The sequence below is a fragment of the Pseudomonas sp. ADPe genome, assembly GCF_014843515.1.
GTDB classification, from domain to species: domain Bacteria; phylum Pseudomonadota; class Gammaproteobacteria; order Pseudomonadales; family Pseudomonadaceae; genus Pseudomonas; species Pseudomonas citronellolis.
In genome coordinates this window covers 927,610-944,415 of the sequence record NZ_CP062122.1, presented here as the reverse complement: position 1 = coordinate 944,415, position 16,806 = coordinate 927,610, and the positions used below count along the sequence as shown (strand labels likewise).

Annotated in this window: 16 protein-coding genes; 7 read left to right on the top strand and 9 right to left on the bottom strand. The window is 69.9% G+C overall.

Features of this window, described 5'->3' with window-relative positions; translation table 11 throughout:
* The first annotated feature begins 127 nt into the window (after positions 1-127).
* Complete coding sequence (locus IG194_RS04285; RefSeq protein WP_058490551.1) at positions 128-1,063, top strand: p-hydroxyphenylacetate 3-hydroxylase reductase component; 936 nt, start codon at positions 128-130, stop codon at positions 1,061-1,063.
* Between the two features lie 6 nt (positions 1,064-1,069).
* Here the strand turns inward: IG194_RS04285 and IG194_RS04280 are convergent, their stop codons facing one another.
* The 3 genes from IG194_RS04280 to IG194_RS04270 form a co-directional block, all read right to left on the bottom strand.
* Positions 1,070-1,780: an rRNA pseudouridine synthase gene (locus tag IG194_RS04280; RefSeq protein WP_058490549.1), complete on the bottom strand. Its 711-nt coding sequence runs from the start codon at positions 1,778-1,780 to the stop codon at positions 1,070-1,072.
* Positions 1,781-1,832: 52 nt separating this feature from the next.
* Entirely contained in the window at positions 1,833-2,930 is a 1,098-nt protein-coding gene (locus tag IG194_RS04275) for an AI-2E family transporter (RefSeq protein ID WP_043270772.1), read from the bottom strand.
* Positions 2,931-3,122: 192 nt separating this feature from the next.
* A complete protein-coding gene (locus IG194_RS04270; protein ID WP_009621696.1) occupies positions 3,123-3,314 on the bottom strand; it encodes a hypothetical protein in 192 nt (63 codons plus the stop codon).
* A gap of 157 nt (positions 3,315-3,471) precedes the next feature.
* On the opposite strand from IG194_RS04270, the gene IG194_RS04265 reads away from it, so the two are divergent.
* Positions 3,472-5,241 carry an ABC transporter transmembrane domain-containing protein gene (locus IG194_RS04265; protein ID WP_058490547.1) on the top strand — a complete coding sequence of 590 codons (1,770 nt, stop codon included), beginning with the start codon at positions 3,472-3,474 and terminating at the stop codon, positions 5,239-5,241.
* Between the two features lie 30 nt (positions 5,242-5,271).
* Complete coding sequence (locus IG194_RS04260) at positions 5,272-6,108, top strand: S1 RNA-binding domain-containing protein (protein ID WP_058490546.1); 837 nt, start codon at positions 5,272-5,274, stop codon at positions 6,106-6,108.
* Positions 6,109-6,192: 84 nt separating this feature from the next.
* Here the strand turns inward: IG194_RS04260 and IG194_RS04255 are convergent, their stop codons facing one another.
* Complete coding sequence (locus IG194_RS04255) at positions 6,193-6,747, bottom strand: NAD/FAD-utilizing enzyme apparently involved in cell division (RefSeq protein WP_043270768.1); 555 nt, start codon at positions 6,745-6,747, stop codon at positions 6,193-6,195.
* Between the two features lie 215 nt (positions 6,748-6,962).
* Between IG194_RS04255 and def the strand changes: the two genes are divergently transcribed.
* A complete protein-coding gene (gene def, locus IG194_RS04250; RefSeq protein WP_058490545.1) occupies positions 6,963-7,502 on the top strand; it encodes a peptide deformylase in 540 nt (179 codons plus the stop codon).
* 210 nt (positions 7,503-7,712) lie between these two features.
* On the opposite strand, the gene IG194_RS33015 is transcribed toward def, so the two are convergent.
* The 3 genes from IG194_RS33015 to IG194_RS04240 form a co-directional block, all read right to left on the bottom strand.
* A complete protein-coding gene (locus tag IG194_RS33015) occupies positions 7,713-7,844 on the bottom strand; it encodes a hypothetical protein (protein ID WP_009621712.1) in 132 nt (43 codons plus the stop codon).
* A 105-nt stretch (positions 7,845-7,949) separates the two neighbouring features.
* Positions 7,950-8,141, bottom strand: a complete 192-nt coding sequence (locus IG194_RS04245; protein ID WP_043270763.1) for a hypothetical protein — start codon at positions 8,139-8,141, stop codon at positions 7,950-7,952.
* Complete coding sequence (locus IG194_RS04240; RefSeq protein ID WP_058490544.1) at positions 8,138-8,596, bottom strand: hypothetical protein; 459 nt, start codon at positions 8,594-8,596, stop codon at positions 8,138-8,140. Before IG194_RS04240 ends, IG194_RS04245 begins: the two co-directional genes overlap by 4 nt.
* A 194-nt stretch (positions 8,597-8,790) precedes the next feature.
* Here IG194_RS04240 and IG194_RS04235 point away from each other — a divergent pair, with 194 nt between their 5' ends.
* On the top strand, positions 8,791-9,699 hold the full coding sequence (locus tag IG194_RS04235; protein WP_009621718.1) for a YihY/virulence factor BrkB family protein: 909 nt from the start codon (positions 8,791-8,793) through the stop codon (positions 9,697-9,699).
* A gap of 3 nt (positions 9,700-9,702) precedes the next feature.
* On the opposite strand, the gene IG194_RS04230 is transcribed toward IG194_RS04235, so the two are convergent.
* On the bottom strand, positions 9,703-10,197 hold the full coding sequence (locus IG194_RS04230; RefSeq protein ID WP_058490543.1) for a hypothetical protein: 495 nt from the start codon (positions 10,195-10,197) through the stop codon (positions 9,703-9,705).
* A gap of 915 nt (positions 10,198-11,112) precedes the next feature.
* Complete coding sequence (locus tag IG194_RS04225) at positions 11,113-12,237, bottom strand: PilT/PilU family type 4a pilus ATPase (protein ID WP_058490542.1); 1,125 nt, start codon at positions 12,235-12,237, stop codon at positions 11,113-11,115.
* 594 nt (positions 12,238-12,831) lie between these two features.
* On the opposite strand from IG194_RS04225, the gene IG194_RS04220 reads away from it, so the two are divergent.
* Together IG194_RS04220 and IG194_RS04215 are read left to right on the top strand one after the other, a co-directional pair.
* The gene (locus tag IG194_RS04220) at positions 12,832-15,474 is read left to right on the top strand and encodes a LuxR C-terminal-related transcriptional regulator (RefSeq protein WP_160329421.1); all 2,643 of its coding nucleotides are present in this window, start codon (positions 12,832-12,834) and stop codon (positions 15,472-15,474) included.
* Positions 15,475-15,855: 381 nt separating this feature from the next.
* Positions 15,856-16,800, top strand: coding sequence for a transporter (locus tag IG194_RS04215; protein ID WP_043270753.1), 945 nt, complete (start codon positions 15,856-15,858; stop codon positions 16,798-16,800).
* Positions 16,801-16,806 lie beyond the last annotated feature (6 nt).

The following is a 16,806-nucleotide window of genomic DNA, read 5'->3' as shown; positions in this document are numbered from 1 at the left end:
GCTCGCGAACCGACCCCGCTGCGGAATCCGTTCGCGAGCAAGAACTAGGCGTCCCCCTCGCTCCTACAAAGTATCGCAACGACTTTCTTCAATCCCGCCGGCCCCGCGCCGGCGCGGAGGAACCGCCATGAACCAGAACAATGAAGCGGGCCTGGACCCGCGTGCCTTCCGCCGTGCCCTGGGCAACTTCGCCACCGGCGTCACCGTGATGACCGCGGCCGCCGACGGCGAGCGCGTCGGCATGACCGCCAACAGCTTCAACTCGGTATCCCTCGACCCGCCGCTGGTGCTCTGGAGCATCGACAAGCGCGCCACCAGCCTGGCGGTGTTCGACAAGGCCAGCCACTACGCGGTGAACGTGCTGGCCGCCGACCAGATCGACCTGTCCAACCAGTTCGCCCGGCCCAGCGCCGACAAGTTCGCCGGCGTGGCCTGCGAGCAGGGCGCCGGCGGCGCACCGCTGCTGCCGGACTGCGCGGCGCGCTTCCAGTGCGAACTGCAGCAGAAGCTCGACGGCGGCGACCACTGGATCCTCATCGGCCGCGTGCTGGCCTTCGACGACCTGGGCCGCGCGCCGCTGCTCTACCACCAGGGCGTGTACTCCAGCGTGCTGCCGCACCCGCGCCTGCGCGAGGCCCAGGCCGGGGTGCCGCGCACCGCCTTCCAGGGCCGCCTGAACCACAACCTCTACTACCTGATGACCCAGGCGCTGCGCTGCTACCAGGCCGACTACCAGCCGCGGCAGCTGGCCAGCGGCCTGCGCACCAGCGAGGCGCGCATGTTGATGGTGATGGAGAAGGACGCCGCCCTGGACACCACGGCGCTGCAGCAACTGGTGGCGATGCCGCTGCGGGAGATCGAGGAGGCCCGCGCCAACCTCGAACGCAAGGGCCTGCTGCAGGTGGGCGAGGACGGCTGCGCGCTGACCGCCGCCGGCATCGACCAGGCCGAGACGCTGTGGAGCATCGCCGAGGAACAGCAGGCCAAGGTCTTCTCGCGCTTCAGCAGCGAGCAGGTAGAGACCTTCAAGACCGTGCTCAGGGGCCTGGCCCAGCCGCTGTAGAAGCTGTCAGAAGCGCTCGTTGGGCAGCAGGTAGCGCCACTGCCCCGGTTCCATCTTGCCCATGGACACGCCGCCCAGGCGCAGGCGGCGGATGCCCACGACCTTCAGGCCGACCTGGCGGCACATGTCGGCGATCTGCCCGGGGCGGAAGCCCTTGCCGGCGAAGCGCAGGCGCGTCTCGTTCTGCCAGCTGACCTTCAGCGCCGGCAGCGGCCGGCCCTGGTACAGCAGGCCGTGGCGCAGGCGCGCCAGGCCGGCGTCATCGAGGCTGCCGGCGACTTCCACCAGGTACTCGTGCTCGATGGTCGCCGCGTCGTCCTGCAGGCGGTGCAGCACGCCGTAGTTCTGGGTGAACACCAGCAGCCCGCTGGCCTGGTCGTCCAGCGGCGTGGTGCTCTGCTGGCGGGCGAAGTGCTTGCTCAGCGGGCGTTGCTCGGCGCTGTCGGCTTCCCAGCGATTGGCCGCCACCAGCAGGCCCAGGGCCTGCTCGGCGGAGTGGCCGGCCGGCTTGTACAGCAGCAGGGTGGCCGGCGGGATCGGCGCCGGGATGGCCCCGGGCAGCAGCTCGACGCGCTGCTCGGCGACGCGGAAATGCGGCTCGTCGACGGGTTGGCCATCCACCGTGACCCAGCCTCCCTCGATGTACAGTTCGGCCTCGCGGCGGGAGCAGGGCAGCAGTTCGGCGAGGCGCTTGGACAGGCGGGTGGTTTCGGTCATGGCAGGGAGTCGGCGGCGGGAAAGGCCGCCATTGTACTCCCCGGCCGGGCGTTCAGGGCGAGACGTCCTCGGCTTCCGGCGGCCGGGCGCCCTCGCGCACCCAGGTCATGAACAGCTGGAAGCCCAGGGCCAGCACCACCGGGCCGATGAACAGGCCGATGATGCCGCCGGTGAGCATCCCGCCCAGGGCGCCGAGGAGGATCACCGGCATCGGCACGGCGACGCCGCGGCCGAGCATCAGCGGCTTGAGCACGTTGTCGGAAAGCCCGGCCAGCACCGTCCAGACGGTGAACACCACTGCGCTGACGGTGCCGTAGTCGCCGCTCCAGAACACGTAGACGATGGCCGGCAGCGAGATCACCGCCACCGGCAACTGGACGATGCCCAGCAGCAGCACGCCGAGGGACAGCAGGCCGGCGGCGGGGATGCCCATGACGATGAAGCCCAGGCCCAGCAGCAGGGTCTGGATGAAGGCCACGCCGACCACGCCCTGGGCCACCGCGCGGATGGTCGCGGTGCTCAGCCGCGCCAGTTCCGGGCCGCGCTCGGGGCCGGAGATGCGCACCGCGATGTCCTCGGCGGTGCGCGCGCCCAGCGGGCCGTAGGCCATGATCACGCAGGCCACCAGGAAGGCGCCGAGGAACTGCAGCAGCTCCATGCCCACGCCGGCGGCCTTGGCCAGCACCGTGCGGGCCACGCCCTGCAGGTGCGGCGCGGCCTGCTGGGCGGCGCCGAGGAAGTCCTCGGCCAGCCGCTGCCAGGCGTTGTAGATGTAGGGCCCCACCAGCGGCCAGCCGGCCACCGCCTCGGACGGCGCCGGGATGCGCAGGCCGCCGGCCTGGAAGCGGTGCGCAAGGTCGGCCACCGAGTCGGCGATGGAGAAGCCGATCAGCACCACCGGCACCAGCAGCAGGGCCAGGCCCACCAGCGCCAGCAGCGTCGCCGCCAGGGCCGGCCGCTGGCCCAGGGCGCGCTGCAACATGCCCTGCAGCGGGTAGAGGGTGACGGCGAGGATCAGCGCCCAGAGCATCAGGTCGAGAAAGGGGTGGAAAATGCGGAAGCAGAACACCGCCAGGAACAGGATGAGCCCGGCGCGTATCAACACGTCCAGCAGGTTGCGCGACAGCACCCGGTCCGCCGATGGCAGCATGGCATCTCTCCTTGGAAAGCCTCGTGGGGTTCCTCAGAGCATTGGCCGTGCGCGGCGGAATGCAAGTCGGGCGGGAGAAATCGCCGGATGTCGTATGAAAGGAGGAGGAGGGTAGGGCTCTTGCTCGCGAACGCCGGGCCAGGGATGGCGGGGTCCGCGAGCAAGCTCGCGCCTACGGGAGGAGCGGGGGGATTACTTCTTGCCGAGGCTGATGTGGCGGCTGGCGGCGCCGTTGGGCTGGCCGGTCACGCCCTTGGCGACTTGCTGGATCTCGCCGCCGGACTTGAGGAAGGCGGCCACCTGGGCTTCCAGGGCCTCGCGGCTGGTCACGGCCGCAGCGGGTTTCGGGGCGGACTTCTGGCGGGAGATGGTTTTGCTGGACATGCTTGCCATTACCTGTTCATTCGCGAAATGGCCGCCCATTGTACAGGAAATGACCGTCCTTCGGGGTGAAAATCGACCGAAGGGCCATTGCAGCGCCATCGCCGGGCCCGCGGCAGGGTGTTAACCTCGGTCGATTCCCGGTCGCCGCGAGCCTTCCATGCCCCTGCTGTCGTCCCGCCAGCGCAATGCCCTGCGCCTGGCCCGGGCCTTCCTCGGCCCCTACCGCTGGCGCGCCCTCGGCGCCCTGCTGGCGCTGCTGTTCACCGCGGCCATCACCCTGTCCCTGGGACAGGGCATCCGCCTGCTGGTGGACCAGGGCTTCGTCACCCAGTCCGAGCACCTGCTCAACCGCTCCATCGGCATTTTCTTCCTGCTGGTGCTGGGCCTGGCGCTGGGCACCTTCGTGCGTTTCTACCTGGTGTCGTGGATCGGCGAGCGCTTCGTCGCCGACATCCGCCAGCGCGTCTTCGACCACCTGATCGAACTGCACCCGGGCTTCTACGAAAGCAACCGCGCCCTGGAAATCCAGTCGCGGCTGACCGCCGACACCACGCTGCTGCAGACGGTGATCGGCTCCTCGCTGTCCATGGCCCTGCGCAACGCCCTGACCCTGGCCGGCGGGGTGATCCTGATGTTCGTCACCAACGCCAAGCTGACCAGCATAGTGGTGGCCTCGCTGCCCCTGGTGATCGCGCCCATCCTCCTGTTCGGCCGCCGCGTGCGCGAGCTGTCGCGGCAGAGCCAGGACCGCGTGGCCGACGTCGGCAGCTACGTCGGCGAGACCCTCGGGCAGATCAAGACGGTGCAGGCCTACAACCACCAGGCCCAGGACCGCGCGCGCTTCGGCCGCACGGTGGAGGCCGCCTTCGGCACCGCGCGCAAGCGCATCCTGCAGCGTTCCTGGCTGGTCAGCGTGGTCATCCTGCTGGTGCTGGGCGCGGTGGGGGTGATGCTGTGGGTCGGCGGCATGGACGTGATCGCCGGGCGCATCAGCCCCGGCGAGCTGGCGGCCTTCGTGTTCTACAGCCTGATCGTCGGCATGGCCTTCGGCACCCTCAGCGAGGTGCTGGGCGAGCTGCAGCGCGCCGCCGGGGCGGCCGAGCGCATCGCCGAGCTGCTGCGCGCGCGCAACCAGATAGTCGCGCCGCAGGAGGGGCTGCTGCGCCTGCCCGAACGCGTGGAGGGGCGCATCGAGCTGCGCGGCCTGCGCTTCGCCTACCCGTCGCGCCCGGAGCACTGGGCCATCGACGGCATCGACCTGGACGTGTGCCCCGGCGAGACCCTCGCCCTGGTCGGCCCTTCCGGCGCCGGCAAGTCCACCCTGTTCGACCTGCTGCTGCGCTTTTTCGACCCGCAGCAGGGCGAGATCCGCATCGACGGCACGCCCATCACCCGCCTCGACCCCGCCGACCTGCGCCGCTGCTTCGCCCTGGTGTCGCAGAACCCGGCGCTGTTCTACGGCACGGTGGACGACAACCTGCGCTACGGCCGCCCCGACGCCAGCGACGAAGCGCTGCGCGCCGCGGCCCGCGCGGCCCATGCCGACGACTTCATCCAGCGCCTGCCCGAGGGCTACCGCACCCACCTGGGCGAGGGTGGCGTGGGGCTGTCCGGCGGCCAGCGCCAGCGCCTGGCGATCGCCCGCGCGCTGCTGGTGGACGCGCCCATCCTGCTGCTCGACGAAGCCACCAGCGCCCTGGACGCCGAGAGCGAGCACCTGATCCAGCAGGCCCTGCCGCAGCTGATGAGCGGGCGCACCACCCTGGTCATCGCCCACCGCCTGGCCACGGTGCTGAACGCCGACCGCATCGCCGTGATCGACCAGGGCCGCCTGCTGGCCCTGGGCACCCACGCCGAGCTGGTGGCCGGCAACCCGCTGTACGCACGCCTGGCGGAATTGCAGTTCGGCCAGGCGCAGAGCGTGTAGAATGCGCGCCTTTTCCCCGGAGTCCCGCACATGGCAGCCATCGGCCGTTTCAATTCCCTGCAGGTGGTCAAGCACACCGAGATCGGCCTGTTCCTCGACGGCGGCCCCCACGGCGAAATCCTCCTGCCCAAGCGCTACATCCCCAAGGACGAGCCCACCGAGCCGGGCGAGTGGCTGAACGTCTTCATCTACCTCGACAGCGAAGACCGCATCATCGCCACCACCCTGAAGCCCAAGGTGCAGGTCGGCGGCTTCGCCAGCCTGAAGGTGGTGGAAGTCAGCCGCGTCGGCCTGTTCCTCGACTGGGGCCTGCCCAAGGACCTGCTGCTGCCGCACTCGGAAGAGAAGCGCCCGCTGCAGGTCGGCGACTACTGCGTGGTGTACTGCTACATCGACGAGCGCACCCGCCGCATCACCGCCACCGCGCGCCTGGACCGCTACCTGGACGACACCGCGGCGCACTACCAGGCGGGCCAGGAAGTGGACCTGCTGGTGGTGGAGCGCACCGACCTTGGTTTCAAGGCCATCATCGACGGCAGGCACTGGGGGCTCATCCACAAGAACGAGCTGTTCAAGTTCGTCCGCGGCGGCATGCGCGAGAAGGGCTACATCAAGGAAGTGCGCGCCGACGGCAAGATCAGCCTGAGCCTGCAGCCGGTCGGCCAGGCCGCCCGCGACGACCTCGGCGAGCGCATCCTCGCCGCCCTGCGCGAGGCCGGCGGCAGCCTGGCGCTGTCCGACAAGAGCCCGCCGGAGGCGATCAGCCGCGAGTTCGGCGTGAGCAAGGGCAATTTCAAGAAAGCCATCGGCGGGCTGTTCAAGCAGGGCCTGATCACCATCCTCGACGACCGCATCGAGCTGCGCTGATTCCACCGGGCCGCAACTGCCCCCGGCAGCCCCGCGGCCGCCCTCGGCGCGATCATCCAGCGGCAGGTCCGGCCGCCACGGTCGCTACATCATGCGTTTGAAGCGGTGCCAGGCCTGTTCCCAGGCCAGCACCCAGCGCGGCATGGGCGCGCCGAAACCGGCCACTTCCAGGCGCGGGTGGTGGCCGACGACCATGTCCAGCAGCGGCTCCTGGTCGGCCCGCACGTCGACGAAGAACACATGCCGGCCGGCGTGTAGCGAAGGCGCGAAGCGCTGTACATCGCCGCTGGGCCGTTGCAGGCCGAAGAAGCTGCCTTCCCACAGGCTGAAGCCCAGCAGCACGGCCGCCAGGAACAGCACCGGAATCCAGCCGGCGGCGCTTTCGCTCCAGCCGGCGAAGTAGCCCAGCGCCAGCACCAGGACCGCCAGGGCGACGCCGATGCCCAGCCCGTACTTGCCGCCGCGCACCAGGTCCTTGCGCATCACGTCCGGCACTTCGTGCAGGTGGCGCTGGTCGAGCTGCGCGTCCTGCTCGCTGAGCACGTGCATCTGCTCCTCGGCGATGCCGTTGGCCTTCAGCTCGCTCTCGACGTTCTCCAGCTCGTCCAGGTCGTTGCTGATGTAGTAGTGCCTGTTCATGGAGCACCTCCAGGTCAGTCCCCCGGCTCCCCCCTCGGCGAACGCTCCGGCGTTCGCGGCAGTTCCACGCGGATCGCCAGGTGTCACTTTTTGAATTTTACCTCCCTGGACGCTCCCGGCCCCCCGGGGCGACGGGCGTAGCGGGCCTTGCCAGGCGCCGGGTAAGGGGCGAGGATGCCAGCTCACGCACAACCGCCAGCCAGGGGCCCAGGGGCATGATCCGCGAGATTCTCAAGATGGGCGACGAACGCTTGCTGCGCGTCGCCCCGCCGGTGCCGGCGCAGATGATCGGCAGCGCCGAACTGCAACGACTGATCGACGACATGTTCGACACCATGCACCACGCCGGCGGCGTAGGCCTGGCCGCGCCGCAGATAGGCGTGGACCTGCAACTGGTGATCTTCGGCTTCGAGCGCAGCGAGCGATATCCGGATGCGCCGGCGATGCCGCCGACCATTCTGCTCAATCCGGTGATCACGCCCTTGGGCGAGGAAATGGAGGAGGGCTGGGAGGGCTGCCTGTCGGTGCCCGGCCTGCGTGGGGCGGTGAACCGCTACAAGCGCATCCGCTACCAGGGCCTGGACCCGCAGGGGCAACCCATCGATCGCACGGTGGAGGGCTTCCATGCCAGGGTGGTGCAGCATGAGTGCGACCACCTGATTGGCCGGCTGTATCCGTCGCGGATCACGGATTTCGGCAAGTTCGGTTTTACCGAGGTGCTGTTCCCGGGGTTGGATCCGAAGGCGGATGATTGAGGGGCCGCCTCCTGGGCATTGGCGTGGCCGGTGAATCCAATCGCGGACAAGGTCCTACCGCATGAGCGAGCACGGCTTTTCGTAGGATGGCGTTGAGCGAAGCGATACCCATCGGCGCAACCGCATGGGTTTCACACGCTCAACCCATCCACCGACCCCCTGAATAATTCGCGGACAACCGCCCCCAAGCGGCCGTCCGCAGCTGCACTCTCAGGACGTTTGCCCGTGACTGCCGAGCAGCGCATTGCCGGATTTCTTCTGCTTCTTCGCCATGCGTTTCTCGTGGGCCGTCTTCAGGGGCTTCTTCTTGCCTTCCTTGTGGGCGTTCAGACCTTTGCTCATGACCGTTACCTCGTGGACTGGGAAGGACTGGCATCCCTGCGGTCGGCGCTCCGTCGGCCCGCAGGCGCGGGCCGGTGCCTCTTCAGCATAGACCTGCCGGGCGCTTCAGGCTTGGCCGCTGAGCCGCTCCAGCTCGCGGCGGACCATGGCCGCGTACTGCGGCGGGCCCAGGCGGTAGAGTTCGCCGGCCACCCAGGCCAGCCAGCGCCCGCCCAGGGCCTGGCGCTCGGCCAGTAGCCGGCGGGCCTCGGCTTCGGCCCGGGCGGCGTGTTCGCGGTGATAGTCGGCGCGACTCATCCTTGGCACTGGAGTTTCTGCGGGTCGATCTCGATGCTCGTCAGCGGCTTGCCGTCGCTGCCATCGTAGTCGTGGGCGACGCGGATGCCGTGCTCGCGGATGCGCTGCAACAGCGCCGGCTGCTGGCAGGTGGCGCGCTCCAGGCGGGCGCGCTGCTCGCCCTTGAACTTGTCCAGGGCATCGGCCTGCATGCCCTCGGCCTTCATGCTGGAAATGCCGTAGCGGTAGTGCAGCACCTTGCTGTCGGTGTCCAGGCGCACGTTTTCCAGGCGCGTCACCTGGTCCACCTGCAGCGGCAGCTGCTTGCTCTGCTGCTCGAAGAAGGCGGCCGACTCCTTGAGGAAAGTGGCTTCGTCCTCCGCCCGGGCCTGGGGTTGCAGGCTGGCGAAGGCCGCGCCGGCGAGCAGCAGGGTGGCGCCGAGGCGGCGGGCGGGGCGGAGCATCGGGATGGGCATGCGGGGTTCCTCCGGCTGTGGTTGCGCTGAAGTGTATAGGCCATTTCCCACACCTGCCCGCCGCCTGCGCAACTTCCCCTGGCCGCGACGAGTGGCTAGGCTTGCCCGCAAGGACCGAACTTGAGCCGCGCCGGCGGGTCAACCGTCGACACGGGGCCGCGCCGCGGCCGGACTGCGGAGGAAGGAAACCAGGCATGCGATTCATGGATTTTCGGGGCCTGCGCCTGGGCCCCTGGCAACTGCTGAAACTGACCGTCAAGGAATTCCTCGACGACGAGATGCCCACCTACGCGGCGGCGCTGGCCTACCAGGGGCTGTTCTCGCTGTTCCCGTTCCTGCTGTTCCTCATCGCCCTGCTGGGCTTCCTGCACCTGCCGGAATTCTTCGACTGGCTGCGCGAGCAGGCCGCCTACGTGCTGCCGGGCCAGGCCCTGGAGCAGGTCAACCCGATCATCGACCAGCTGCAGCAGCGCCAGGGCGGGCTGCTCTCGGTGGGGATCGTGGTCGCGCTCTGGTCGTCCTCGGCGGCGGTGCGCTCGCTGATGAACGCGCTCAACGCCGCCTACGACGTGCGCGAGGCGCGCCCGGTGTGGAAGCGCGTGCCGCTGTCGCTGCTCTACACCCTGGGCCTGGCGGTGATGCTGATGCTGGTGACCGCGCTGATGATCCTCGGGCCGCAGGTGATGGGCTGGATCGCCGAGCGCATCGGCCTGCAGGATTACGTGGTGGTGCTCTGGTCGCTGCTGCGCTGGCCGGTGATGGTCCTGCTGATGATGATGGCGGTGGCGGTGATCTACTACGCCACCCCCAACGTCAAGCAGAAGTTCCGCTTCATCACCCCCGGCTCGGTGCTGGCGGTGGTGGCCTGGGTGGCGGCGTCCCTGGCCTTCGGCTTCTACGTGAAGAACTTCGCCGACTACAACGCCATGTACGGCAGCGTCGGCGCCATCATCGTGCTGTTGCTGTACTTCTACATCTCCGCCGCGGTGCTGCTGCTGGGCGCCGAGCTCAACGCGGTGATCGAACACCACTTGCCCCACGGCAAGAACCCCGGCGAGCGCACCTTCGAACAGGCCGAGACGCGCAGCCCCGAGGAGGGCTGAGGCTCACTGCGCCGGCTGCTGGCTGAGCAGCTGGTCGACGATCTGCCCGGCGCGCTCGAAGTTCGGGTAGCCGCTCTTGGCCACGTCCAGCTCGGCATAGGCCTTGCGGTATTCCTCGGCCTTCAGCGCGTCGGCATCCTGGCCGAGCAGGGGCTGGCTGTAGACGCGGTAGAGCAGGGCGATGGCGTAGGGCTGGCCGGCCTTGGCGGCGCGCTCCAGCAGGGGCAGGGCCTGGTCCGCCGGGGCCTGCTGGCGAATCTTCAGCAGCGCCTCGTAGAAGGCCACCTCGCCGCGCTGGTCGGCCTCGCGGGCGCGTTCGAGCAGGTCGTTGGCGCGGGCATAGTTGCCCGGGTCGGCGGAGGCGATCAGCAGCTTCGCCTCGAGCATGTCGTTGCGGTACAGCAGGTGCTGCTGCTCGGCGTCGTGGCTGGCGCAGCCGGCCAGGCACAGCGGCAGGCCGATGACGGCGAGGCGGGAGAACGGGTGGCGCATGCCCATGAAGGTCCCTCGATGGCGAACGGGCGCGGAGCCGACGATTTTGCCGTCTCCGCGTGGGCAAGCATAGACGGCCGGCGTGCCGTTCAGGAACCGGGCGCGCGCTCTCGTGCCGAGGTGCCCTTCGTAGGATGGGTTGAGCGAAGCGATACCCATCGGGCCATGGTGATGGGTATCGCAAGCTCAACCCATCCTACGTGACTCGCTGCTGGACAGGGAGCCGCCGTCAAAGCCGCGCCAGGTTCAACCACAGAGTTGCTGGCAAGAAAGGTGAGGCGGCGGATAACCGCGAACGGTTATACGCCCTACGTCCATGGTGGGCTTGGCGTAGGGCGCATAACGCCTCCGGCGTTATCCGCCGTTTGACCTGGGCCATGCCCCCGCTCGCTGCCGAGCACGGAGCCGCTGTCGAAGCCACGCCAGGTTCAGCCACGGAGTTGCCGGCGAGAAAGGTGAAGCGGCGGATAACCGCGAACGGTTATACGCCCTACGCCCATGGTGGGCTTGGCGTAGGGCGCATAACGCCTACGGCGTTATCCGCCGTTTGACCTGGGCCATGCCCCCGCTCGCTGCCGAGCACGGAGCCGCTGTTGAAGCCGCGCCAGGTTCAACCACAGAGTTGCTGGCGAGAAAGGTGAAGCGGCGGATAACCGCGAACGGTTATACGCCCTACGCCCATGGCGGGCTTGGCGTAGGGCGGATAACGCCTCCGGCGTTATCCGCCGTTTGACCTGGGCCATGCCCCCGCTCGCTGCCGAGCACGGAGCCGCTGTTGAAGCGGCGCCAGGTTCAACCACGGAGTTGCCGGCAAGAAAGGTGAAGCGGCGGATAACCGCGAACGGTTATACGCCCTACGCCCATGGCGGGCTTGGCGTAGGGCGGATCTCATCCGCGATTGCGCATGCAGCGGGGCAGGGCTCAGATGCCGAAGGCACTCCCGCCCTCGTCGCCGTCGAAGCCGCGCTCCAACTTGATCTTCAGGCTCAGGTCGGTGCGCGAGTCGGCGAACTTCAGGGCGTCGGCGACGCTGATGCGGCCGGCTTCCAGCAACTGGTACAGGCTCTGGTCGAAGCTCTGCATGCCCTGCTCCAGGGCGCGTTCGATGGCGCCGCGCAGTTCCGGCAATTCGTCGCGCTGGATCAGCCCGCGGATGTGCGGCGTGCCCAGCACCAGTTCCACCGCCGCCACGCGGCGCTGGGTGGTGCCCGGCACCAGGCGCTGGCCGACCAGCGCCAGGAGGTTCTGCGACAGGTCGGCCAGCACCTGCGGGCGGGCCTCGTCGGGGAAGAAGCGGGCGATGCGCTCGATGGCGTGGCGGGCGCTGGTGCCGTGCAGGGTGGCCATGCACAGGTGGCCGGTCTCGGCGTAGTGCAGGGCGTGCTGCATGGTCGCGGCGTCGCGGATTTCGCCGAGCATGATCACGTCCGGCGCCTCGCGCAGCACGTTGCGCAGGGCGTCCTCGAAGCTGTGGGTGTCCAGGCCGACTTCGCGCTGGTCGATGATCGAGCGCTGGTGGCTGTGGAGGAACTCGATGGGGTCCTCGATGCAGACGATGTGCCCCGAGCGGTGGCGGTTGCGGAAGTCGAGCATCGCCGCCAGGGTGGTGGACTTGCCGGCGCCGGCCGCGCCCACCACCAGGATCAGGCCGCGGTCCTGCACCGCCAGCTTCTCCAGGATCGACGGCAGGCCGAGGCTGGCGGCGTCGGGGATGACCTGCCTGATCAGCCGCACCACCATGGCCACCTCGCCGCGCTGCAGGTAGACGTTGGCGCGGAAGCGCCCGCTGCCGGGCACCGCCGCCGCCAGGTTCATCTCCAGGTCGCGCTCGAAGTCGGCGATCTGCTGCTGCGACATCAACTGGTAGGCCAGCTGCTTGACCTCGCCGCTGCGCAGGCGGCGCTCGCCGGCCGGGCGGCTGACGCCCTCGACCTTGATGTGCGGCGCCGCGCCGACGCTGAAGAACATGTCGGAACCAGCGTGCTGCGCCAGCTGGTGCAGCAGGCTGAAGACGTCGGGCAGGGCGCTGTCGCTGGCATCGCTCATGGGGAATCCTCGCAAGGGCGGGCGCCCGGGGTGGGACGGGCGCATGTTCTCAGCCTAGCCGGCCTGGCGGACGGTGGCCTGTTGGGTGGCGCGCAGCCTAGCGTGCCGGCGGCGCCGATTTCTTGACCTGGGTCGTCCCGGCGATGTCGATGGGGCTGCGCCAGATTGGCCGATTTCCTACGCAATACAAAGCCAAATCCTTCGTTGCTTGCGGACGTGGATGGCTGACTTGCGCGGGCATTTCTCAATGCTTCGTCTTGGTGCTGCCAATGACCGTCGCCATCCCCCATTTGCGGTTAGGCACTCCCCCGTTTTTACCGCTGTCCGTAGCCGGCAGCTTCCCATACTGCCGTGCCGGAAGGCGGCAGGAAGGCCGCCAGGTTCGTGCAGACACGCGACAGGGCTCGATCCCCCGGCGGCCGGCCGGGTCCACCTGTGCGTAGCGCATCCTGGTCCGGGCCTGGATGCGAAAGATACGCAATACCCACTCGACCAACGGAGACAACCCTTTTCCGGCCGCCCGCACCACCGCCGGCGATCCGCGCCATGCCCGGGGCGCCGGCGCCACCTGGAGAACGTATGGGAACTGCAAGCATGAGTACGTTGGCCGATGGCCGTTTCGCCCCGATCGTCGATATCAGTGATTCACTCCTCCGCCAGCGCCTGTTCGACGCGCTGCTCGGCGCCGCCCCGAGGGACGCCCGCCTGGTGCTGGTCTGCGCCCCGGCGGGCTTCGGCAAGACGACCCTGCTGGCGCAGGTCGAGCGGCTGCTGGCCGAGCGGGGCGAGTACACCTTCTGGGTGAACTGCGGCGAGAGCGACTGCCGGCCGGAACTGTTCCTCGAAAGCCTGCTGCAGTGCCTGCACCAGGGTGGGCTGGGCCCGGCGCCGGATGCCGGCCTCGGCGCGCTGCTCGGCCTGCTCGAAGCCTGCCCGCGCAATTGCAACCTGTTCGTCGACCAGTTGGACCTGGCCCTGGACCTCGAAGTCGAGCGGCTGCTGGAGGACCTGGCCCGGCGCCTGCCTTCGGGGTGCCGCCTGCTGCTGGGCAGCCGGCGGCAACCGGCGCTGCCGCTCACGCAACTGCAACTGGCCGGGCTGCTGCGCGTCGTCGAGGCCGACAACCTGCGGTTCACCGAAGAGGAGACGCAGCAACTGCTCGGCGCGCAGCTGGGCGAGACGCGCGCCCGCTACTGGGCGAACTACACCGAGGGCTGGCCCTTCGCCCTGCAACTGCTGCGCCTGCGCTGCAACGGCAACCTCGACGGCCAGGCGCCGCCGGAGACCGACCCGTACGCCTCGCTGGGCGGCATCTTCGATTACCTCGCCGAGGAGGTGTTCGCCAGCCTGCCTGTGGAGCTGAGCGGGTTCCTGCTCGACTGCAGCATCCTGGACAGCGTGGACGTGCCCAGCGCCAATGCCCTGCGCGGGCGCGATGACGCCGAGCGCTGGCTGCGCGAGGCCGCGCGCCTGGCGCCCATCGTGGTGCCCGAGCAACCGCTGCGGGTGCGCCTGCATCCGCTGCTGCGCGAATTCCTCCTCGGCCGCCTGGAAAGCCGCGAGCCGGACCGCTTCGCCCTGCTGCAGGGGCGCGCGGCCGACTTCCACGCCCACCGCCAGCAGGTGTTCCGCGCCGTCGAGCACGCCTCGCAAGGAGGGCTCTACTACCAGGCCGTGTCGATCATCCTGGAAGCCGGCGCGGTGCGCCTGCTGGTCAGCGAGGGGGCGGCGCGCACGCGGGCGCTGCTCGAACTGTTGCCGCTGACCCTGGTGCGCCGCGAGCCGCGTCTGCGCCTGATGCTCATCTGCCTGCACATGCTCAGCGGCGAGACGCTGCAGGACAGCCTCGACCTGTCGCGGCTGGAGGCCGCCTACGGCGGCGTGACCTCATCGGCGGAAGACGCGGAGACGCGCACCGACCTGCTCTACGTGCGCGCGATGATGCTCATCGGCTGCGTGCAGCGGGCCGGCGACGGCGCCTCCCGCGAGGTGGTGGTGCGGGCCGTGGCCGATGCCCGCGCGCGCTTCTTCGAGGACCCGCGCTACCTGTGCCTGGTGCTGCCGAGCGAAACCATGCTGCTGCTGCGCTACGGCAACATCGACGAGGCGCGCCTGCGCCTGGAGGAGTTCATCGAGGTCAACCGCAGCGAGGGCTTCCGCGAGAACCAGCCCTGGTCGCTGGTCTACCGGGCCCTGAGCGACAGCGCCCAGGCGCGCTTCGACGAGGTGCTGCAGACGGTGACCTTCCTGCTGGCCAAGGACGGGCCGCTGGCCTCGCCGCAGGCGCGGGTGCTCTTCCATCTGGTGCATGCGCTGCTCGGCCATGTCCACTACGTGCGTGGCGAGCTGGAGCAGGCGCGGCAGGCGTTCGCGCACTGCGCCTCGCGCCTGGGCAACGCCATGGCCGAGGCCTGGGAGCGCGGCCTGATCGGCGCGGCGCGGGCGGCCTACTTCCTCGGCGACAGCGCCCAGGCCATGGCCAGCCTGGAGGCGGCCTGGGCCGGGCGGGCCCTGGAGTACCCGCTGCGCCGCGCGGTGGCCGCGACCCTCGTGGAGCTGCGCCTGCGCCAGGGCGAGGTGGAGGCCGGCCTGGAACTGGCGCTGGAGATCAACCTGGCGAAGCTCTGGCAGGAGATCCTGGACGGGCGCCCGCTGTTCTGGGCCGAGCTGGTCGCCATCGCCCAGGCCCACTACTGGCTGCAGGCCGCCCAGGGGCAGATGGCGGCGGCGCTGCTGACGGCGGAGGCCTTCGAGCGCCTGGCCCGCGAGCGGCGCAACCGCTCCTGCGTCGGCCGCGCCCTGGCGCTCAAGGCCCACGCGCTGCTGGCCGGCGAACTGCCCGGCCAGCCCACGGCGGTGCTCGACGAGGCGCTGGAATTGCTCGGCCAGGGCGGCGCGGTGCAGAGCTTCATCGAGGCGGGCGCCGAGGTGATCACCCACCTGCGCGAGATGTCGAGGCGCCAGGGCCACGCCCAGGCGCAGTTGATCGCGCGCTGCATCGAACTCTGGGAAAGGCACTTCCGCGCGCGCCTGGATGCCCAGGCCCTGTTCACCCGGCGCGAACTGGATGCGCTGATGGGCCTGGCCGGCGGCCGCACCACCAAGGTCATCGCCCGCGAACTGGGGATTTCCCCGGAGACGGTCAAGCAGCACCTGAAATCGGTCTACGCCAAGCTGGGCGTGCACCGGCGCCGGGAGGCGCTGGCCGTGGCGCGGCGCCGGGCCATCCTGCCCTGAGCCAGGGCGCCGTTCCGGCCTGCCGGAACGGAAACCGGGGCGCGGCCTCGATTCTTCGCCGGGGGATCGGCTGCTTCCCCCAGGTTTCTCCGTGGGCTGCGTCCGCATATCCCGCGCGGCCGAACGCCAGGACGCCATCCAGGCCACTCCCGCCAGCGCCGTAGCGACGGGGGGCAGCGCTCCCCCGATTTACCCGCCACCTTCCCTCATCCCGGGACGGCTCGCGCCGTCCGAGTCTTCGCATACTGCGCCCGGCAGGCAGCGGCGGCACTGCGCCGCGCGGCCAGCCCATGACAACAACAATCCGCGGCCCACGAGGCCGCAGGCTTCGCCAGGCCGTGAGCCGCGACGGCTCAGCCGGCAGGGCGCAGGAGGCGTGCAATGAATCTTCGAAGAACGACCGCGGTACTCCTCGGCCAGGCGGCGCTGCCCCTGGCCTGCGCATTCGCCGCCGAGGGGGCCAGCTACGGCGGGCCGGTGGGCGGCACCGACCTGGGGGCGGCGCTGCTGCCGGCCACCTCCGGTCTGTACGGCGGGCTGGTGCTCGGCTACGCCAGCGGCGACCGCTTCCATGGCAACGACGGCGGGCGCGACCCGGCGCTGGAAGGCCGCATGGCGTCCCAGGTGGCCGCCCTGGGCCTGCTCTACGTCTACCCCGGGCAGGTCTTCGGCGGCACCCTGGCCTCCAGCCTGCAGGGCAGCGTCAACGGCGGGCGCATGGAGCTGAACGGCGAGGCCCAGCACTACCAGGGCTTCGGCGACCTCTACGCGGACCTGCTGATGTGGAGCCGCTACCTGGGCGACGCCGCCCCCGGCCAGCGGCCCACCGGGGCGACGCTCAAGCTGGCGTACTCGATGGTGTTCCCCAGCGGCCGCTACAACACCTCGGACCTCTACACCTCCGGGCGCAACGTCTACTTCTTCGTGCCCAACGCCGCGCTCACCTACCTCGGCGGGCCGAACGCCCTGGGCGAGGGCCTGGAGCTGAGCCTGCACGCCTTCGTCAACGTCGCCTCCCGGAACCGCGCCACCGACTACGAAAGCGGCACCGTGGCCAACCTCAACTTCGCCGTCGGCCAGCGCATCGGCCGCTGGCAGCTGGGCCTGGCCGGCTACCACGCGCGCCAGCTCGACGACGACCGCCAGCACGGCGCGCGCGTCGAGCCGGACGGCCGGCGCTACCGCGCCACCGCGCTGGGGCCGGTGCTGGCCTACGACCTGCCGCGCGCCGCCGGCTCGCTGAAGTTCAAGGCGCTGGCGCCGCTGAGCACGCGCAATTCGCTGGCGGCCAATACCGCCTACGTCGTCTGGTCACGTTCGCTTTGAGGAGAG